The following is a 20,011-nucleotide window of genomic DNA, read 5'->3' as shown; positions in this document are numbered from 1 at the left end:
CCGGGCCCGATCCACAATGCCGGAGTTTCGGCCGGGCGTCGGAGTAGAGTCCGGCGGTGAGGCGGGTACCGGGGGAGGGAGCGCGGAGCACCGTGGTCACCAAGCAGGTCGCCAAGCAGACGGTCGCCGGGCAGACCGAGGCGACGTCGACACCCGAGCGCAGCAAGCGTCGGGCGCACAAGTTCGAGGTGCGCCGCGAGGAGTTGGCCGATGTCGCCCTCGCCACGCTGGCCGAGCGCGGGTATGCGCAGACCAGCCTCCGCGATATCGCCGAGAACTCCGACTTCACCCACGGCGTGCTGCACTACTACTTCCACGACAAGTCCGAGCTGATCACCTACTGCGTGCGGCGGTACAAGCAGCGCTGCGTGATGCGGTACGAGGGCGCGGTCCTGCCGAGCGCCACCGTCGAGGACTTGCGGCGTACCTTCGCCGATGCGATGGTCTCCACCCTGATCGACGACGCCCACATGCAGCGGCTCTGGTACGACCTGCGCAGTCAGGCGATGTTCGAGCGGTCGCTCGCGGCCGACGTGGCGGAGTTGGACGCCGGGATCGGCGATCTGATGCTGCGGATCGTGACGCGCTATGCGGCGCTCTCGCAGCGACGACTGGTCGTCGAACCCGAGCTGTTGTACGCCCTGCTCGACGGGTTGTTCCAGCACACCCTCATCCGGCAGTTGCGCGGCGACGAGCCGGCGGCCGATCTGCGTCGGGGATTGGACTTCCTGCTCGATACGGTCACCTCGCCCGCATCCGGATAATCTCAGCATTCTCACAGAATTCCGGCATATCGCGTCGGAATTGTCGTCGTATTCCGGGTCGGCCCGTTCGATTCTGTTGAAAGTCCGTGAATTCTGTAACGATGCGGCTCGCATTGCCGACAAACCCTATGGCGGAACCGGTAGGCGCAGGTCAGGCCGGGTACTACCGGTCGTCGCACGATCGATGGACAGACCCGTGTCGGCGGGATTGGTCCGTGTAACGAACCTCTATTCGCATACGACAGACCCACCGGTGAATGCGTCGGGGTAATCGCGGCGTCAGGCGCGACCCGGAACATCGAGGAGTCTGTACATGGATTTTCAGGAATCGACGTCGGTGGACACACCGCCCGCCGAGCGGCGGCGGTGGTGGCGGCGCTCCGACGGCAAGCGGGTGGTGGCCATCGGAGCGATCGGCGTGCTGGCGGTGGTCGGCAGCGCATTGGCGATCAACCCGTCGTTGCCCTCGACGATCGGCACCGCGCTGACCGCGACCGGTGACACGATGCCGTGCTACGACATGGTCAGCATCTCGATCGCCGGACGCAACGACGTCGCCGGTGCCGACAAGCCCCGCCTGATCGACGCCAACGGCAACCCGATGCCCGCGGTCGATTCCTCGAACTACAGCAGCCGCTGGCTCGACCCGGTGGTCAACCAGCCGAAGGGCGCGGTCGATCCGGACTCCTATGCGGCGATCTACATCGACTACCCGGCGAACATGTCCTCCTACGAGGACGCGGTCGACACCGGCGTGACGAACACCAAGTCGGTGATCAACTCGATCCGACAGAACTGCCCCAACACCCAGTTCGCCATCGTCGGCTACAGCGAGGGCGCGGATGTCGCCCGCCGGGTCGCCATGGACGTGGGGAACCAGGAAGCCGGCTCGGACGGCTCCTACGACATCGTCGATCCGAACAACGTCGTCGGCGTCGTGGTCTTCGCCGACGCCGGCCGCGCGCCGGGCGAGGGCGCCTTCCCCGGCTCGAGCAGCGCGACCCACCCCGACGGTTACACCACCGACTACCGCACGGGCGCGGTCTCGGCGTCCGGTGGCGGTGCCATGCCGGACACCGGCGGCAGCTTCGGCGCCCTCGACGGCAAGGTGGCCTCCTTCTGCGTCCAGGGCGATCTGACCTGCGACGCGCCGGAGAGCATCGCGCTGCTGCAGCTGGCGGTCAACGTCGGTCGACAGATGGACGTCGACGCCTACGAGCGCGACGGGCTGACCGTGCCGACGGCGCTCGACATGGCCGGCGTGATCGGCCACATCTCGATGCTGGCCTTCGCGGAGATCGGTTCCCAGGAGAACTGGATGGCGAGCGATCAGACCTTCCTCGACGTCCTGGTCAAGGTGTCCGCGCCGGACTACCAGCCGGCGATGCCGCTCGAGGACGTGCAGCCGGTGGCGATCGCGTTCAACCAGCTGCAGAACATCAGCTACCTGCCCAAGAAGGTGCGCGACGAGGTCGTCGGCTTCGTGGCCGACAACCAGAACACGATCCCGGTCGCGATGAGCGACCCCTACGGCCAGACCCTGGGACCGGACGGCAAGCACTTCGACTACTGGTCGGACGCCGATCCGGCGAACGGTCAGCCGGTCAGCTCGGGGCAGTACGCGGCGGACTGGCTCACCCAGCTCGCCCGCGAAGCGGACAACCGGGATACCCGCACCCTCGCGGCGGCGAGCGCACGGACGGCGGCGGCGTCCTCGGCGGCGTCGACCACCACGACCACCTCCACCGGCTCGACCACGAGCGGGACCACCACCGGTGGCACGACGTCGAGTGAGGCGGCGTCCGGTTCGACGACTCCGGGCGCATCGAGCAGCTCCGCCGCGTCCTCGTCGGCCGGCTCGAGCTCGTCCACCCCGGCCGGTACCCCCGCGCCGGCCGTTACCCCCGCACCCACCGCGGCCCTCGAGCAGCAGGCGGCCGCCCCGGTCGAGACCCCGTCGGTCGCGTCGACCCCGACCGGTGAGGCGACGACCGCGTCGAGCACCGCGCCGGACGGATCGGTGCCCCCGACGCTGCCGACCCTGACGACCACCACCCCGGTGCCGATCCCGTAACGGAACGGTCCGGATCTCCACCACGACACAGGGCCGCGCCACCGATATCGGTGGCGCGGCCCTGTGCCTTGTCGTGTGGCGTGCGCCCATCCTCCTCAGGGCGTGGCCGAGGAGATTATCGTCTCGGCGCTGCGCTGAGGAAGACCCACGCACAGGTTCCCGGCCGCGGGGACCGATCGGCAGGTGCGCGCGGGTCAGACGGTCGAGTCGGGGAAGGCGATCACCGACAGGAAACGGATCGGGAGCTCGACCAGGTCCGCCGGACCGTGCGCGCCCTCGCCGTCCATCTGCAACGAGTCACCCGGGTGCAGGCGGAATACCGACCGGCTGTGCTGGTAGTCCATGATGCCGTCGAGCATGTAGATGAACTCGGTACCCGGATGCTGGAACATCGGATAGGTCTCGCTGCGCTCCGAGAGGGTGACCTCGAGGCATTCGAGGCGCTTGTGCTCGCCCCGCAGCGAGCCCAGCATCTGGTACTCGTGTCCCTCCTTGGTGCCCTCGCGGGCGATGCGCGCCCCCTGCCCGGCCTTGACGAACGACGCCGGTCGCTCGCCCTCCGCCCCGCCGAACAGCGACGTCACCGGCACGTCGAGCCCGCGGGCGAGCAGCGACAGCGTGCTGAGGCTGCAGGAGGTCTGGGCGTTCTCGATCTTGGAGAGCATCGCCTTGGAGATGCCGACCCGCGCTGCCATATCCCCGACCGACAGGCCCATCTGATGCCGGAGCCGTCGAACATTCCGGGCGATCGCCGTCTCGAGCTCGAGCTCCTCGACCGGGTCACGGGGATCGCGGAACCGGGCGGTTCCGGATTGGTTGCGCAGCAGCGGGGTCTCGTCGGGCACCTGACGTACTGTACGGGCACTGTCCACTATGGGGAAACGCTGACCCCGGTGGTTACCGCATCTCGCCGGCGCCGACGTACGGAAAAGCCGTGGTCAGCGGATCGTTCTCGGCGAACCGCTCGAAGCGGAAGTCCCGCTCCGGGATACGCGGATCGCGGGAGCGCCCCTCGACGACCAGGTCGGCGATCAGGCGTCCGACCGCGGGCGAGATCTTGAACCCGTGCCCGGAGAAGCCGGCCGCGAGCACCAGCCCGTCGAGCGGCATCCGCGAGATGATCGGATTCCAGTCGGGCGTCACGTCGTAGCAGCCGGCGTAACCCCCGCTGATCGCCGCCTCGGTCAGATCCGGGAATCGGGTGCCGATCTTGTCGACCGCGATATCCCGAATCGTCTCGGTCAGCCGGTTGGAGTAGCCGTCCGGATCCGCGTCCTCGATCTGCTGCAGATCGCTGTTGCCGAACAGGATGTCCCCACCGACCTCCGGGCGCACGTACTGCAGCGACACCAGATCGGAGAAGACCGGTACCGGGCCGAGGTCGGCGCCCGGGGCGACCATGACGATCTCCTCGCGGTGGACCCGGATCGGGATGTCGAATCCGAACGGCGCCAGGAACCCTCGCGTCCACGCGCCGGTCGCGACGACCACGGTGTTCGCGGAGATCGTCGAGCCGTCCGCGAGCCGCACCCCGGTCACCCGGTCGCCCTCGACCAGCAGATCGACGACCGGGGATTGCTGGCGCAGCCGCACCCCGGCGGCGCGGGCCCCACCGGCGAAGGCCTGGGCGGTCATATAGGCGTCGCCGTAGCCGCCGCGCTTCTCGTAGGCGAAGGCGGCGAAGTCGGACAGGTCCGCCTGCGGCCAGAGATCGGCCACCGCGCCGGCGTCGACCTCCTCGGTCAGCACACCGACCGCCTGCTGGGCGGCGAGGCTGGCGCGGAACGGTTCGACATTCGGCGACCCGACCCCGACGACGTAGCCGATCTGCCGAAAGCCGATGTCCGCGCCGAAGATCTCCTCGGCGTTCTCGAAGGTGTCCAGGCTGTCGGTGGCCATCGCGGCCAGGGACGGTACGCCGTAGTGGCACCGCACGATGCCGCTCGACTTCGCGGTCATGCCGGATCCGACGGTGCCGCGTTCGACGATGACCACATCGGTGATGCCCAACTGCGACAGCGCATAGGCCGCGGAACTGCCCTCGAGGCCACCGCCGACGATGACGACGTCGGCGGTCTCGGTGCTCACCAGCCCGCCCCGGGCCGGCCCGGGACCCAGTCGGTTCCGGCGAGCGGGACACGGGCCATCGCGGCGGCCTCGATGGTCAGGGCCACCAGATCCTCCGGCTCGAGGTGGGTGACGTGCGCCTTGCCGCAGGCGCGGGCGATCGTCTGCGCCTCCATCGTCAGCACCCGCAGGAAGTTCGCCACCCGCCGACCGGCGGCGACCGGGTCGAGCCGCTTCGCCAGCTCGGGATCCTGGGTGGAGATGCCCGCCGGGTCGCGCCCGTCCTGGTAGTCGTCGTAGTACCCGGCGGCCGAGCCGATCTTGCGGTATTCCTCGTCGAGGCGGGGATCGTTGTCGCCCAGGGCGATCAGGGCGGCGGTGCCGATCGACACCGCGTCCGCGCCGAGGGCGAGGGCCTTGGCGACGTCCGCGCCGTGCCGGATACCTCCGGAGACGATCAGCTGGACGCCGTCCTTGCCCGCCCGGTGTACACCGAGTTCCCGAAGCGCTTGCGCCGCCTGGGGAATCGCCGCCAGGGTGGGGATGCCGACGTGTTCGATGAAGACGTCCTGGGTGGCGGCGGTACCGCCCTGCATCCCGTCGACCACCACGACATCCGCGCCGGCGTGGACGGCGAGCTTGACGTCGTAGTAGGTGCGCGAGGCTCCGACCTTGACGTAGATGGGCTTCTCCCAGTCGGTGATCTCACGCAGCTCGTTGATCTTGATGGTGAGGTCGTCCGGGCCGGTCCAGTCGGGATGGCGGCAGGCGCTGCGCTGGTCGATACCCTCGGGCAAGGTGCGCATTCCGGCGACCCGCTCGCTGATCTTCTGGCCGAGCAGCATGCCGCCGCCACCGGGCTTGGCACCCTGGCCCAGCACGATCTCGATCGCGTCCGCGGCCCGCAGGTCGTCGGGGTTCATCCCGTAGCGGCTCGGCAGGTACTGGTAGACCAGGTGCTTGGACTGGCCCCGCTCCTCGGGCGTCATGCCGCCGTCACCGGTGGTCGTCGACGTGCCGACCTCGGAGGCGCCGCGGCCGAGGGCTTCCTTCGCCTGGCCGGACAGCGCGCCGAAGCTCATCCCGGCGATCGTCACCGGGATATCGAGGTGCAGCGGGAAGCGGGCATTGCGGGTGCCCAATTCCACGTCGGTACCGCAGGTTTCGCGGTAGCCCTCCAGCGGGTAGCGCGACATGCTGGCACCGAGGAAGAGCAGATCGTCGAAGTGGGGGAGCGCCCGCTTGGCGCCGCCGCCACGAATGTCGTAGATGCCGGTGGTCGCGGCCCGCTGGATCGCGTGCACGGTCGCCGGATCGAAGGTTGCCGAGGGGCGCAGCCCGCGGTGCGCGAGATCGTCGTTCATGGTCGCTCCTGCATGGATGTCGGGTGGGCGTCGACGCGGTCCGGCCCGGCGGGTGCCCGGGCCGGACGGGCCGTCAGTAGGTGTTGTCCGAGTGGAAGTGGTACAGCGTGCGCGCCGAGCCGTACCGCGTATAGGCCGACAGGTCGTCGTCCTCGAAGCCGGCCGCCTTGAGCAGGTGGGCCAGCTCCTCGCGGTGCTCCTCGCGCATCGGCTTGGCGATGCAGTCCGCCCCGAGGGAGGCGACCGAACCGCGCACGTAGAGGCGGGCCTCGTAGATCGAGTCGCCCAGTGCCTCACCGGCATCGCCGCGCACCACCAGTCGACCGGCCTGCGCCATGAAGGCGCTCATGTGGCCGACCGACCCGCCGACGACGATGTCGACACCCTTCATCGAGATCCCGCACCGCGCCGAGGCGTCGCCCTCGATCACCAGCAACCCACCGTGTGCGGTGGCACCGGCGGACTGGGAGGCGTTGCCCTTCACGGTGACCGAGCCGCTCATCATGTTCTCGCCGACGCCGACACCGGCGTTGCCGGTGATCACGACATCGGCGGCCTTGTTCATCCCGGCCGCGTAGTAGCCGACGTGTCCGGCGATCTCCACCCGACGGGGGGAGTCGAGACCGACCGCCAGCGCGTGGGCGCCGCGCGGATTGCGGATCGTGACTGCATCGGTTTCGGCCAATGGGGCGAGATCGTCGGTCGGTCGGCCGTGCAGCCAGGTGTTGATCGAGCGCAGCGGGGTGACGGCCAGGTCGACCTCGCGCACCGCTCCGGCGACCTCCGTCAGCGGGTCCGTGCTCAGCGCGTCCATACGTAGATCCTTTCGGGCTCGGGCTCGTAGATACGGGCGGTGTCGATTCCGGGAAGCCCCACCAGGGCGCGGTACTCGGAGGCCATCGCCACCCAGTCGTCGGTCTCGGCGATCACCGCGGGCTTGCAGGCGATCGCGTCGCGGACCACCGCGAAGGAGGAGGCGTTCGAGACCAGCAGCGTGTAGAAGCCGTCGAACGATGCGCACAGTTCCTTGAGCGCGACCTCGACGTCGGCGCCGGCGGCGAGCCGGTCGGCGACGAAGCGGGCACCGACCTCGGTGTCGTTCTCGGAGTCGAATTCCGCGCCGCGGGCGAGCAGATCGCGGCGGATCGTCGCGTGGTTGGAGAACGATCCGTTGTGCACGAGGCACTGGTCGGGGCCGACCGCGTAGGGATGGCAGCCGCCGGCGGTGACCGCCGACTCGGTGGCCATCCGGGTATGTCCGACCCCCTGCCAGCCCTGCGCCGACGGCAGGTCGTAGGCATCGGCCAGGACGCGGGGATGCCCGACGCCCTTGAGCACCGCGACCGACTCGCCGAATCCGGCGATCAGTGCGTCCGGGTAGGTTTCCAGAACCGCGGCGCGCAGGGCGGCCACGGTGGCCGCGGCGTCGTCGCCGATCGGGGTATGAGCGACCAGGGTCGGCCCGGCGTCGACGACCGTCACCTCGGCGCCCAGCAGCGCGGTCAGCGTGGCGGCGACCTCGGCGGCGGGGGCCGGCGCGACGATCGACGTCGACGCCGGATCGGGCACGAAGGATACGGTGACCGTTCCCGCCGGCGACCAGCGCGGATCACCGTAGACCGCGACGCCCGCGGAATCGGGCCCCCGGTCCTGCATTTCGACCAGCATGCCGGTCAACAGCTCACCGAGCCGCGGGTGAAGATCAGGGTTGCGCAGGTGCAACCCGACGATTCCGCACATGAGATTCCTTTCCCGAAGAGGTGCGTTCCGAAGGGATGGGCAGGGCGATCAGTACGCGGTCAGGTACCGGTCGAGCTCCCAGGAGCCGACCGTCGAGTGCCAGGAGAAGAACTCCTCGCGCTTGATCCGGCTGAAGTAGTCGGCCACCGACTTGGTCTCCTCCGGCTCGACCGTCGCCGCGTCGAGGGCGCCGCGGATGACCGGGTCGGCGTCGAGGGCGTCGACCGCGTGCAGCAGGGTCTGCGGCAGCGCGGCGCGCGAGGTGCCGTTGTCACCGCCGACCGTGCCGGGATCGAGCGAGCGGGTGATCCCGTCGAGGCCGGCCGCGACCGAGGCGGCGATCGCCAGGTAGGGGTTGGCCGACCCGTCGCCGCCGCGCAGCTCGATGCGGTGGCCGTCGGGGATGCGGATGAAGTGGGTCCGGTCGTTGCCGCCGTAGGTGGGGAAGCGCGGCGCCCAGGAGGCGCCGGAGGTCGTGCTGACCGCACCGGTGCGCTTGTAGGAGTTCACCGACGGTCCGAGGATCGCCTGCAGGGCTCCGGCGTGCTCGAGGATGCCGGCGGTGAACTCGTAGGCCACCTCGGACAGTCCCAGTCCGCGCTCGTCGGCGGCGTCGGGGAAGGCCGAAGCGCCGTCGCGCCACAGCGACAGGTGCAGGTGCAGCCCGGATCCGGTCCGATCGGCGAAGGGCTTGGGCATGAAGGTCGCGATCATGTCGCGTTCCTCGGCGATCATCGACAGCAGGTAGCGCAGCGTGATCACCCGGTCGGCGGTGGTCATCGCGTCGGCGTAGGCGAAGTTCTGCTCGAACTGGCCGTTGCCGTCCTCGTGGTCGTTGGCGTAGTTCTCCCAGCCGAGCGTGTTCATCGCCCGCGAGACCGCGGCGAGGTGCTCGTACATGCGGGTGACGCCGCGGGCGTCGTAACAGGGCTGGGCGGCGTTGTCGCCGGGATCGGCGGTGACCAGCTTCCCACTGGCATCCCGGCGCACCAGGAAGTACTCGACCTCGGCGCCGGCGTAGGCCTCGAGGCCCTGCTCGGTCCGCAGACGATCGAGGACATTGCGCAGGATCACGCGCGGCGCGTACGGCCACGGCGTGCCGTTGACGTGGGGATCGCAGTGCACGATCGCCAGGCCCTCCCGCACGAAGGGGATCGGAGTGAACGACGACGGATCCGGCAGGGCGATCAGATCGGGATCCTTCGGTTCCTGGCCCATCGCGCCGACGGCATAGCCGGCGAAGCCGACACCATCGTTCTGCAATTCCTCGACCGCCTCGACCGGCACCAGCTTGGCGCAGGGCTTGCCGTTGAGATCGACGAAGAGCGCGAGGATGAAGGTGGTCCCGGAAGCATGGGCCAGCGCGGCGAGGTCATCGGGGCGGGCCACGGCGGTGGGGTCGGCGTCGACCCGACCGTTCGTGGTGCTGTCGGCGGTCACTCGGGTCATCGGTATCGCCTTCCGTGGTTGGTCTGCGGGGGCAGCGCATCGGGTGGACTGCGGGGCAGTGGATGCCGGTGATCGGGTGTCGACCACCATGTTAACTGATAGGAATCGTTGTCTACGACCAGTAGACCGCTCTCGTGTTTCGGGAGCTTTACGGACGCGTCACGTTCTCCCCGGATCCGGGAAACACGGCCGAACATGAACGACGCCGCCCTGCCGATGGCGGCGGGGCGGCGTCGTGCCGAGATGTGGGAAGAGCCGAAGGGCCGGGCGATCAGTAGGCCTGCGGTTCGCCTTCGACGGCGGGACCGGGCTCCACGGGCTCGTGGGCGAGCATCGCGGCGTAGGCGTGATTCTCGTGACGGGTCATCATCGCCAGGAATCCGATCACGGATGCGATGGCCAGGATGACGAACAGGACGGTCATGAAGCTGCCCGGTCCGAAGGTGTAGACCCAGGTCGCGCCGTCGTACGTGTCGATATGGCTCATGCCGATACCTCCTTGGTTGCCACGGCTCCGTTGCTGGAGACGCCGTTGGAGCTGCCGTTCGAGGAACCGTTCATCGCGGTCACCGGGATGCCCTCGGGGTACGGGGTGGCCGGGACCTCGCTCAGGTCGAGGCCGATCTCCTCGATCTCCGCCGGGATGCGCAACACCTTGAGGCGCTTGAGCAGCAGCGAGAGCAGGTAGCCGGGGATGAAGCCGAGGGCGGCCATCACGACCATGCCGCCGATCTGGCCGAGCGGGTTGATATCCGGGGGAGTGCCGAAGCCCTCCAGCTCGACGTTCGGGATACCCCACAGCACGAATCCGGAGACGACCAGACCGTAGATCGCGCAGCCGCCGTGGACGGCCACCGCGCCGACCACGTCGTCGAGCTGGAAGCGCTCGAGCAGCTTGCCGATGAACGGAACGATGAAGCCGCCGACGAGCGCGATGATGAAGGTGACCGCCGGGTGGTACAGGTCCATACCGGGGGCGACGGAGATGACGCCGGCCAGGCCGCCGGAGATCGTCCAGAACGGCTCACCGCGCGAGCTCATGTACGAGCCGATGATGCCGCCGGCCAGACCCATCAGGGTGCTGAAGGCGACCGCGGAGAGCGAGGTGGGCGAGCCGAAGATCGTGAAGTAGCCGGTGTTGGTGTAGACGACGCAGCCCATCAGGAAGCCGAAGAAGCCCACGAAGATCAGCATCAGGCCGAGCATGGTCAGCGGCAGGTTGTGCGGGCGGATGGTGACCGCCTTGCCGTTGACGAAGCGTCCGATGCGCGGCCCGAGGTTGATCAGCACGCCGAGGGTGAAGGCGCCGGCGATCAGGTGCACCGCGCCGGCGGCGCCGAAGTCGTGCCAGCCCCATTCGGTCAACAGCCAGCCCGAGCCGTGCCAGGCCCAGGAGGCGCCGATGATCCACACGACCGCGCCGAGCACGGTCGACAGGATCAGGAAGGCGCTGGTGCGGATACGTTCCAGAACCGCGCCGGACATGATCGAGCCGGTGGTCGCGGCGAACAGGGCGAAGGCGGCCCAGAAGATGCCGGTGACCGAGGTGATGTTCGGTCCCATGTCCTCGCTCCACGGCAGGGCCGCGGTCGCGGGGTCGATCGCATCGACGGGGAAGCGGTAGAAGGCGTTGTAGAACCACCACCCGACAAAGAAGAAGGCGGCGATCGTGACCGCGAAGGTCAGCAGGTTCTTCATCGCCGTCGCCAGCACGTTCTTCGAGCGCGATGCGCCCATCTCGTAGGCGAGGAAGCCGGCGTGAATCAAGATCATCAGAGCGGTGGAGACCCAGTAGAAGAAGTCGGTCAGGACCGACTCCATGGCCACCAGGGCGTCGTCGGGTGTCACTAATGCCTCCAGGACGAGAATGCGATCGACACGATCGCCTACAGGGACACGGTGATCACCAACGGTGCTGATCGCCGGAGAAAGAAATGATCAAGAGAATGGACTTTGTCTACTGGGATGAAAACGGACGACGGTTTCGTGATGAGACCGGAACGGTTACACCGTCGTTGCGCGACCGGACATTTCGGCCCGAAGAGTCCGACAAGTCAGGCGCCGGGCGCCGCTCTGAGCCATTCGGCTGCTCGTCCGCGAAACTTGATGATCCCTTTGTAGTCGGCCATATCCTCCGGCAACTCCTCCAAAATATCGGCCGTTCGGTTTTTCCACGGTTCGATCCGGGCGAGATCGGCGAAGGGCAACATGTACGTCCGGATGAGGAACATGATCGCGCCGGACTCCGCCAGGCGGATCAGATGCTGGACCTCGACGCGCAAATGCACCAGACGCCCGAAGGTTTCGTCGTCGACGGTCTGGATCATCTCCCGGTCGGGTCCCCATTCGTGGTAGACCTCGGTCGACACGTCCAGGCGCCGCCCGACCGTCAGCGTCCAGTTGGTGCGGCGGTAGCACTGGCCGGGCTGCAGGCGCAGCAGGAATTCGTGGGCCCGGGTGATCACGCCCTCGCTGTGCAGACGCGGTACCGGGCCGTGGATTTCGAGGAAGGTCATGCCGACGTCGAAGCCGAAGGACCAGTCGGCCGCGAAGGTGACCACGCCCGCATCGCCGTAGAGCACCCCGTCGCGCTGATCGAGCAGCACGATATCCTCCTGCACCTGGCTGGTGATCCAGGCGAGAGGTTCGGCGGGCAGGGTGCTCGGATCGCCGAGGGTGAAGGTGTGGTCGATATCGAGAAGGGCGTTGCGCCAGTGGTATCGGGGTCGGGTACCCGACTCGAGCAGGGTCAGCTCGAAGTCCTCCGGATGGGTGGCGGCCAGCTCGCGCATCAGCACGAGCATCGCGTCCCAGGCGGCGACGTCCATATGGGGTAGCAGCGCGTAGCGGCTCGGATCCCGCCGCAGGACCTCCGCCCGCTCGGCCAGTTCGTGGAGGTATTCGGAGTCGACGTCGACCGCCGCCGCGCCCCACTGGCCGGCCGGGGTGGGTACCGCGGCGGGGGCGGGCTCGACATTGGTCGAGTAGCGGTAGATCTCGTTGGGGAACGGGAAGGGGAAACCCCGGACGAGATCCGGGGCGGACCGATAGCCCGCCGCGGCCGCGTCGTGGTCGGTGATCGTCATGGCTTGACCTCCAGATGTGCGCGCCCGTTCGCATCGGGCAGGGCTCGTGAGACGCAGGCCATCAGGCAGGACCCGGACGCCTTGTCCTCCTCGGACAGATACAGATCCCGGTGCAGCGGACCACCGTCGTCGGACGGCACCACCGTCACCCGGCATTCGCCGCAGACGCCCTGTCGGCAGAGATTCGGCACGGCGATCCCGTGGTCCTCGAGCGCCTCGAGCAGGCTGGTACCCGATGCCACCTCGAACGTCGGGCCGTCGGTGACGGTCACCGTGAACGGGTCGCCGGCATCGAGGGCGTCGATGCCGAAGTGTTCCAGATGAATTCGGCTATCCGGCCATCCGGTGTCGACCGCGATGTCGACGACGGTGTCCATGAAGCTCGCCGGCCCGCAGGTGTACACATGGGTACCGATCGGCTGCCCGCTCAGACGCTCGGGCAGCAGTTCCAGGAAGCTCGCGCGGTCGTGCACCACGGTGACGCGGTCACCGCCGAGCCGTGCCACCTCGTCGGCGTGCGCGCCCATGCCGTCCCGATAGAGGTAGATCACCTCGACCTCGTGCCCCCACCGGGCGTGCGAGCGCAGATGGGACAGCAGCGGGGTGATCCCGATCCCGGCGGCGACCAGCACGTGCTTGCGGGCGAAGCGGATCGGGGGGAAGGAGCTGCGCGGCGGCAGGACGGTGACCGGATCGCCCACCGCCAGTTCGTGAATCCACTCCGAGCCGCCCGCACCGCCGTCGGCGGTGGGGCAGCGCAGCACGGAGATCTCGTAGTCGACCGGCTCGCGCGGTTCGCCGGTCAACGAGTAGGCGTTCGCCAGGGTGCGCGCGCGGCCCCTGCCCGCCGGGATCTCGACCACGATGTGGCTGCCGGGGGTGAACGGCGGCAGGGCGCCGCCGTCCGCACGCCGCATGCGCACGTGCCGGATGCCCGGCGCCTCCTCGGAGACGGCCGCGACCACCAGGTCGAGCCGATCGCTTCCGACGCTCATGCCGATACCTCCGGCTGCTCGTAGGGCTGATCCTCGGCGTCGACCATGAAGCCGAGGTGGTGGCCCATGCGACGCGAGATATGCGGGTAGACCACCAGCTCCCGGCCGCAGCCGCTGCACGGCACGGTCGCCTCGATCTCGACGGTCGCCTCGGTCACCGCCCGGCAGTGCACGCACCAGACGCTGCGTTCGGCGACGGAGACCACCCCGAAGCGCAGTTCGTCGTCCGCCAGGCCGGCGGCGATCGCCGCCGCCCGCAGCGCCAGGCAGTCGCGGACCGGGCCGGCCACCGCGACGCGATGGCCCACGGTCGCCGCGCTCAGATCGTCGGTGAGCGCCGCCCGCGCGGCGTCGACGTCCGGGCAGTCGTGTCGGCGGATCTGCGCCCCGGTGTCGGCCAGGTCGGCCACCCAGGCGTCGGCGACGCCCAGCGCGTCGCCGCCCCCGATCGCCAATACGGTATGCGAGCGTCCGCGCCGATCGGCCGCCTCGACCGCGGCGGAGCGGGCCCAGCCGGGCACGCTGGTGTAGTTGGGCTTCACGAGGCGCTCCCGTCGGTCAACCAGGCCATGGCGTCTTGTCGGTAGTCGAGGAAACCCTTGTAGGCGGCCAGATCCTCCGGAAGCTCGAGGACGACGGTGGCGAGCTGATCGCGCCAGGCCGGGATGCGCTTGATCTCCTCGAGGGAGCTCATATGCGTGCGGATGTTGAAGGTGACCGCCCCGGTCATCGGCAGTCGGATGAAGTGTTCGACCTCGATCCGCAATTGCAGCCGGCCCCAATCCTTGTCCCGGACGAGTTCGGCGATGTCGGTACCCCACTCGGGCAGCTCCTCGAGGCTGACGTCGAGCTTGCGCGAGCCCGATGCCGACAACGTCCAGTTCACCCGGCGGTAGACCTGATCGGCCGGCAGATGGGAGAGGAACTGTTCGGCCCGCGCGGTGATCCGTTCGCGGTTCATCCGCGGGACGGGGCTGTGGATCTCGTACATGCTCATGCCGACGTCGAAGGACACCGACCACGCCGCCGCGAAGGTCACCAGCCCCGCGTCGAAGTGCAACTTGCCGTCGCGCTCCTTGACCAGCAGCAGATCGTCGGGGATCTCGCGGCCGAGGAAGGTCATCGGGTCGTAGGGCAGGCTGTCGAGGTCGCCGAGCACGAATGCCTGGTCGGTGCCCAGCGCCCGGTTGCGCCAATGGAATCGGTCGCCGTCCTCCTCCAGCGACATGATCGCCGGATAGGACAGCGACAGATCGCGCAGGTAGTAGAGCAACAGATCCCAGGCCGCCGGCATCATGCCGGGCATCATCTTGAGGCGCTGCGGGTCGGCGTCGAGGATGCGGCGCCGCTCGGCCATGATCGCCCCGTACTCCTCACCGCCGAGGTCGACGATGTGGGCGCCCCACTGCCCGGCGGCGGTCCGGTGCGGGCTGCGCCCGGGCTCGACGTTGACCGAATAACGGAATGCCGACAGATCGTCGGGGAAGGGCCAGGGCAGGCGGGCGGTATGCCCCTGGATCGGGGCCGCTTCGATGGGGGCGGGGACCGCCTCGGTCGCAACGGTTACAGCGGTCACAGGTCGACCTCCAATTCGACGTTCTCGACGCCGCGGGAGACGCAGCACAGCATGCGATCCCCAACGGCGCGCTCGTCTTCGGACAGAACGAAGTCACGGTGCTCGACCTCACCCGACCGGACGGGGATCAGACATTCGCCGCAGACCCCCTGTCGGCACAGATTCGGTACCGCGACCCCGGCTTCGAGCAGGGCGGTCAACAGGCTCACCCCGGGGGCGACGTCCACGCGCGTGCCGGTGGAGAGCACCGTCGCGGTGAAGGGGGCGCCGGGATCGAGCTCCGGTGCGGCGAACCGCTCCAGATGCATGCGGTCGGTGGGCCAGCCTGCGTCCCGACCCACCTGCTGATAGGTCTCGAGCAGACCCGCCGGGCCGCAGGCGTAGGCGTGCGTGCCGAGGGGCTGATCGGCGAACCGCGAGGTCATCAGGTCGAGCATCTCCGACTCGCCGGTGGCGAGATGCACGGTGATGCCCGGGGACCGGCCGAGTTCGGCCAGATCGTCGAGGTGCGCGCCGAATCCCTCGCGGTAGGCGTAGAGCACCTCGGCGGTGCCCGCCCAGCGCCGCAGCGCCCGGGCGTGCGACAGGATCGGGGTGATCCCGATGCCGCCGGCGACCAGCAGGGCGTGACGCTGATCGTGGCGTGGAGCGAAATGCGAACGCGGCCCCTCGATCTCGACGAGGTCGCCGACGCCCAGGGTGTGGACCCATTCCGAGCCACCCCGGCCGCCGTCCTCGGCGCTCTTGCGCAGCACCGAGATTCGATAGTCGCGGGGCAGGACGCCGTCCCCGGTCAGCGAGTAGGCGTTGCGGCTCTGCCGCTCGGTACCCGGATGGGTGGTGACCACGACGTGCGCGCCGGGCTCGTGCGAGGGCAGCGGGCGCCCGGTCGGATCGGTGAAGACCACCTGGCGGATGGTCGGGGTGAGGTCGGTGATCGCCGCCACGGTCAGCATCCGCGCCTCGATACGGTAGATGGGGTGCTGATGCAGCGAGGCGCGCGATTCGGTGGGTGCGCTCACCGGAGATCCCTCGCTTCCGCGTCGGAGGCCAGGAAGCTGCCGCGGGCCGCCGAGTGGTGCTCGTGCACCTCGAGCCGGCGCCCGCACCCCGGGCAGACGGCGCTACCGCCCGGGCTGGTGTGCATGCGATGGGTGGCCCGACAGTGCGCGCAGTACACCGGCAGGTCCACCGTGGGTGCTTCGGCGTCGATGACGAAGCACCGCAACTCGGCTTCACCCGCTCCCCGCGCGCGGGCGATCGCCAGGGTGGTCAGGACGTCGTATTGACCGCCCACCACCATGATGCGCACGCCCACGCGAGCCGCCTGCAGAGCGGTGACGATGTCGGCACGGCCGATGCCTGCCGAGTCATGGCCGGCAGCATCGGATTCGACGCCATCGGCCACGACGAGTCGGGTTGGCGCCCGGTGCTCCGCGGCGGCGACCCAGGAGCGGGCCACCTCCGCGGTCGCCGGGTCGGTCCCGATCGCGATGATCAGGTAGGTCGCCGCGGTGGGATCGACCGGTTCGGGCTCGATCGGCCAGACCGGAAGTCCGGGGGCCGGTTCGGTGGTCGTTTCGACACTCATGACCGCTCACCCTTTCCGAGTGGAGGTGGATCGACGGATCGGCGGAATCCGGTCGGCTCAGAGCGAGTCGCCGTTGCGGTCACCGGTGTAGAAGGCGAGCGCATAGGACGGCGTGGTGAACGCGATGCGCGAACCCTTCGGGAAGAAGATCGCGTCCTTGGCCTTGGCGACGGTCTTCTGGCCGGTGTCGATGTTCTCGAGCAGGAACTCGCCCTCGAGGACGACCTTCATCTCGTCGTAGGTGTACTCGTAGACCAGGGCCGGGTCGGTGTGGCGCAGTTCGAAGAAGCCCGAGCACATGGTGCTGCCGTCCGGATTGACGTAGACGTCGCCGATATATCCGTCGGTGCCGGGGTACTCCGCATCCGGCATCTTGGGCAGGTCCTTCCAGGCCTCGGCGGTCACCCGGAACGGCGTCGGGGTGGCGGCTTCGGTCCCGGGGGTGGTGGGGCTGGTCGTCATGATTCCTCCGATGGCTTACGAGGTGCGAAAACGCTGACGAATTCAGTCCACCAATCGTGCGTTACAGAGGTGTGACATGCGTGTTTATTATCGTGAATCGTTGTTTATCGGTAGTGGACACTCCGGTCGGCCGACACCGGCCGATCCTGCGGAAACGGTCGCGTCGAGCGACCGTCGGGGGCGGGTCCTAGTCGGTCGAATCCTCACCGAAAACGTCGGCGAGGGCACGGATGCGCCGGGCCCGCGCCAGCCGTGGCAGATCGCTGCCGTCGCGGACGTGCTCGCCGTCGATCCCCAGTGTCGCAATGACATCCGTCGCCCACGCGATGTCGTCGCGGGCGGGGCTGAAGGCGCGGTTGATGTCGGGGCATTGGGTGGCGCGCAGCGAGAGCTTGCCGGACAGGCCCATCGTCCGGGCGACCGCGAGATCGGCTGCGAGGACCGAACTGTCGGAGCTCGGCGTCGGTCCGTCGATCGGGCCGGCGCGGTTCGCGGCGCCGGCCGCGACCACCAATCTGCCTCGCGCATAAGCCAATGCGGCGGCGTTCGCGCCGGCACCGGTATCGCGCCGGAAGTCGCCGCTCCCGAAGGCGAGGCGCACCACCGCGTCGGCGGAGGCGGTCTCGAAGGCGAATTCGATACCCCGCGAGGACTCGATCAGCGGGATGATCGGCACACCCGCCCGCAGGCGTTTGGAGGTGTCGTCCACCTGGCTGCCGGATTCGCTCTTGGCCAACATGATTCCGGCCAAGCCGGGCAGACCGTCGAGCGCGGCGAGGTCGTCGGCCCAGTAGGGCGTACTCGTATCGTTGATCCGCACCCAGGCGCGGCCGTGCTCCCCGGCGTCGTCGGCGTCGCCGAGGAAGGCGACAACCGCTTCGCGGGCGGCGGCCTTCGCCGCGGGGACCACCCCGTCCTCGAGGTCGAGCAGGACCGCGTCGGCCGGCCCCTCGACCGCCGGGAGGAACTTCTCGGGTCGAGCCGCGGAGACGAGCAACCACGACCGGGCGTGCGTATAGGGGATCGTCGACGTCATCGGGTCCTCCGCTCCAACTCCGGGATCGCTCGTGCCCTCGACGATAGGGTTCCGAGCCGTCTCCGGTGGCTCAACCGGGCGGTTCGAGGGTGAACATTCGAGGTTCGGTACCGGCCGGGGCTGACCTTCGGGTTACCGCAACCCCGACGGTGGAGGCCATCGCCCCCACCGAAGGAGATCACGTGCCGCAGCAGACCCCCGTGTCCGACCCGACCCCTGTATTCGACCCGACCCCTGTATCCGACCCGGTCATGGATCGCATCACCGCCGCCGTGGCCGCCGGCCGGGACGGCGACCGGGCCGGCGCGCGGGCCGCGCTCGAGCGGGAATGGGAGGCGGTCGCCCGCGCCGACGATGCCCTCCACCGGTTCACCCTCGCGCACTATCTCGCCGACCTGATGGACCACCCGGCCGAGGAACTGGTCTGGGACGTGCGCGCGCTCGATGCGGTCGAGGCGCTCACCGGCGAACGAGCCGCCCGCTATCACCACAGCCTGCGGCCCGCCGGGTTCCGCGCCTCCCTACATCTCAACCTCGCGGACGCGCTGCGCCGCCTCGGCGCCTTCGCCGCGGCCGCCGACCATCTCGACCGCGCCCGGATCGGGCTCGACGACCTCGGGGACGACGCCTACGGCCGGATGATCCGGTCCGCCTGCGTCGGTGTGGGCGAGGCGATCGCACGCCGGTCGACCCAGCCGCGGGAGCGCGCGCCGCACGACTGATCACCCCCTCCGGGAACGTTTCGGCAACCGGTTGGCAACACCTTTCGTCCGGGTTCGGCCGGAGAGTTACATTGTCCTGATGCAGGACACGGACGCGGCGCCGATCGGCAACGGAATCCTTCGGATTCCCGTCCCGATCACCGACAACCCGCTCGGACACACCCTGGTCTACGCCGTGGAATCACCTGGCGGTCTGATCCTCGTCGACGCCGGTTGGGACGACGAGAACGCCTGGGAGGGGTTGACCTCGGGGCTGCGGGCGGTCGGACACTCGATCACCGATGTCGAGGGCGTCGTCTTGACCCACTTCCACCCCGATCACACCGGCCTCTGCGGCCGGATCCGGGAGGAATCCGGGGCCTGGATCGCGATGCACGAGGCCGATATCCCGATGTTCGAGCAGATGGTCGAGCCGCGGGACGAGAACTGGCTGGCCGGGGAGTTGAAGAACCTGGCCCGCGCCGGCGCCTCCGCCAAGGAACTCGCCGCCTTCGAGGCCGCCCCGCACGATCCGCCGACCACCGCGCGGTCCGCCCCCGACCGGGTCCTGGTCGACGGCCAGGAGATCCCGCTGGCGGGCCGTTCCCTGCGCACGGTCTTCACCCCCGGTCACAGCCCCGGTCACGTCTGTTTCCAGCTGGTGGACAACGACATCATGTTCACCGGCGATCACGTCCTGCAGAAGACCACTCCGCACGTCGGCTCCTTCATTTTCCCGCTCGAGAAGCACGACGTCCTGGCCGAATTCATCGAATCCCTGCAGCGCGTCGGGACCTCGACGGGCATTCGCGGGCTCGGCTCACACGGTCTGCCGATCGACTGCGTCGCCGGCCGGGCGGGCGAGGTGATCGAACACCACGAGGAACGGCTGTCGGACATGGTCGACGCCTTCGGCGAGGACCACCTGACGCTCTGGCAGGTCACCAAGCGGATGACCTGGTACAAGCCGTGGAAGGAGATGTCGCCGATGGGCCGGATGCTCGCCCTGTCGGAGGCGTCCGCCCATCTGCGGCATCTGGTCGCCTGCTGCGACGTCGCCCGCGTCGGCGGCAGCGATCCGGCGGTATTCGTCCGCGTCTGCTGAC

The 20,011-nt window shown here is 69.0% G+C and carries 20 protein-coding genes; 4 read left to right on the top strand and 16 right to left on the bottom strand.

Translation table 11 applies throughout. The features are described 5' to 3' along the window. Positions 1–56 precede the first annotated feature (56 nt). Positions 57–764 (top strand): TetR/AcrR family transcriptional regulator, encoded by a 708-nt coding sequence (locus MB1_RS11010; RefSeq protein WP_245650130.1) that lies wholly within the window; start codon positions 57–59, stop codon positions 762–764. A gap of 313 nt (positions 765–1,077) precedes the next feature. Then, positions 1,078–2,838: a cutinase family protein gene (locus MB1_RS11005; protein WP_084351456.1), complete on the top strand. Its 1,761-nt coding sequence runs from the start codon at positions 1,078–1,080 to the stop codon at positions 2,836–2,838. A gap of 194 nt (positions 2,839–3,032) precedes the next feature. On the opposite strand, the gene MB1_RS11000 is transcribed toward MB1_RS11005, so the two are convergent. From MB1_RS11000 to MB1_RS10925, 16 genes are all read right to left on the bottom strand, one after another. Further along, positions 3,033–3,683, bottom strand: a complete 651-nt coding sequence (locus MB1_RS11000; RefSeq protein WP_066906675.1) for a helix-turn-helix domain-containing protein — start codon at positions 3,681–3,683, stop codon at positions 3,033–3,035. A 52-nt stretch (positions 3,684–3,735) separates the two neighbouring features. Beyond that, positions 3,736–4,926, bottom strand: a complete 1,191-nt coding sequence (locus tag MB1_RS10995; protein ID WP_066906673.1) for an NAD(P)/FAD-dependent oxidoreductase — start codon at positions 4,924–4,926, stop codon at positions 3,736–3,738. Next, a complete protein-coding gene (locus MB1_RS10990) occupies positions 4,923–6,269 on the bottom strand; it encodes an FMN-binding glutamate synthase family protein (RefSeq protein ID WP_066906671.1) in 1,347 nt (448 codons plus the stop codon). Before MB1_RS10990 ends, MB1_RS10995 begins: the two co-directional genes overlap by 4 nt. 73 nt (positions 6,270–6,342) lie before the next feature. Continuing rightward, positions 6,343–7,083 (bottom strand): protein glxC, encoded by a 741-nt coding sequence (locus MB1_RS10985; RefSeq protein WP_066906669.1) that lies wholly within the window; start codon positions 7,081–7,083, stop codon positions 6,343–6,345. Beyond that, a complete protein-coding gene (locus MB1_RS10980; protein WP_066906667.1) occupies positions 7,071–8,009 on the bottom strand; it encodes a class II glutamine amidotransferase domain-containing protein in 939 nt (312 codons plus the stop codon). Before MB1_RS10980 ends, MB1_RS10985 begins: the two co-directional genes overlap by 13 nt. Before the next feature lie 48 nt (positions 8,010–8,057). Further along, on the bottom strand, positions 8,058–9,458 hold the full coding sequence (glnT, locus tag MB1_RS10975) for a type III glutamate--ammonia ligase (RefSeq protein WP_084351454.1): 1,401 nt from the start codon (positions 9,456–9,458) through the stop codon (positions 8,058–8,060). A gap of 271 nt (positions 9,459–9,729) precedes the next feature. After that, complete coding sequence (locus MB1_RS10970) at positions 9,730–9,945, bottom strand: hypothetical protein (RefSeq protein ID WP_066906665.1); 216 nt, start codon at positions 9,943–9,945, stop codon at positions 9,730–9,732. Continuing rightward, the gene (locus tag MB1_RS10965) at positions 9,942–11,306 is read right to left on the bottom strand and encodes an ammonium transporter (RefSeq protein ID WP_066906663.1); all 1,365 of its coding nucleotides are present in this window, start codon (positions 11,304–11,306) and stop codon (positions 9,942–9,944) included. The genes MB1_RS10970 and MB1_RS10965 overlap by 4 nt, the downstream gene beginning before the upstream one ends. 206 nt (positions 11,307–11,512) lie before the next feature. Then, positions 11,513–12,544, bottom strand: coding sequence for a heme-dependent oxidative N-demethylase family protein (locus tag MB1_RS10960; protein ID WP_066906661.1), 1,032 nt, complete (start codon positions 12,542–12,544; stop codon positions 11,513–11,515). Beyond that, positions 12,541–13,539 (bottom strand): PDR/VanB family oxidoreductase, encoded by a 999-nt coding sequence (locus tag MB1_RS10955; protein ID WP_066906659.1) that lies wholly within the window; start codon positions 13,537–13,539, stop codon positions 12,541–12,543. The genes MB1_RS10960 and MB1_RS10955 overlap by 4 nt, the downstream gene beginning before the upstream one ends. Beyond that, complete coding sequence (locus tag MB1_RS10950) at positions 13,536–14,081, bottom strand: dimethylamine monooxygenase subunit DmmA family protein (RefSeq protein ID WP_066906657.1); 546 nt, start codon at positions 14,079–14,081, stop codon at positions 13,536–13,538. Before MB1_RS10950 ends, MB1_RS10955 begins: the two co-directional genes overlap by 4 nt. Beyond that, complete coding sequence (locus MB1_RS10945) at positions 14,078–15,073, bottom strand: heme-dependent oxidative N-demethylase family protein (RefSeq protein ID WP_439646935.1); 996 nt, start codon at positions 15,071–15,073, stop codon at positions 14,078–14,080. The genes MB1_RS10950 and MB1_RS10945 overlap by 4 nt, the downstream gene beginning before the upstream one ends. 38 nt (positions 15,074–15,111) lie before the next feature. Next, complete coding sequence (locus tag MB1_RS10940; RefSeq protein WP_066906653.1) at positions 15,112–16,137, bottom strand: PDR/VanB family oxidoreductase; 1,026 nt, start codon at positions 16,135–16,137, stop codon at positions 15,112–15,114. Then, complete coding sequence (locus MB1_RS10935; RefSeq protein ID WP_066906651.1) at positions 16,134–16,706, bottom strand: dimethylamine monooxygenase subunit DmmA family protein; 573 nt, start codon at positions 16,704–16,706, stop codon at positions 16,134–16,136. The genes MB1_RS10940 and MB1_RS10935 overlap by 4 nt, the downstream gene beginning before the upstream one ends. Before the next feature lie 57 nt (positions 16,707–16,763). After that, positions 16,764–17,168 (bottom strand): cupin domain-containing protein, encoded by a 405-nt coding sequence (locus MB1_RS10930; RefSeq protein WP_066906650.1) that lies wholly within the window; start codon positions 17,166–17,168, stop codon positions 16,764–16,766. Between the two features lie 187 nt (positions 17,169–17,355). Then, positions 17,356–18,204 (bottom strand): HpcH/HpaI aldolase/citrate lyase family protein, encoded by an 849-nt coding sequence (locus MB1_RS10925; RefSeq protein ID WP_066906648.1) that lies wholly within the window; start codon positions 18,202–18,204, stop codon positions 17,356–17,358. Positions 18,205–18,455: 251 nt separating this feature from the next. Between MB1_RS10925 and MB1_RS10920 the strand changes: the two genes are divergently transcribed. Both MB1_RS10920 and MB1_RS10915 read left to right on the top strand, forming a co-directional pair. After that, on the top strand, positions 18,456–18,926 hold the full coding sequence (locus tag MB1_RS10920) for a hypothetical protein (protein WP_066906646.1): 471 nt from the start codon (positions 18,456–18,458) through the stop codon (positions 18,924–18,926). A 79-nt stretch (positions 18,927–19,005) separates the two neighbouring features. Then, positions 19,006–20,010: an MBL fold metallo-hydrolase gene (locus MB1_RS10915; protein ID WP_066906645.1), complete on the top strand. Its 1,005-nt coding sequence runs from the start codon at positions 19,006–19,008 to the stop codon at positions 20,008–20,010. Position 20,011: the final 1 nt, after the last annotated feature.

This window comes from Millisia brevis NBRC 105863 (assembly GCF_001552615.1).
GTDB lineage: Bacteria > Actinomycetota > Actinomycetes > Mycobacteriales > Mycobacteriaceae > Millisia > Millisia brevis.
Note: the sequence above shows the minus strand (reverse complement) of the source record. Positions and strands in the feature narration are given on the sequence as shown.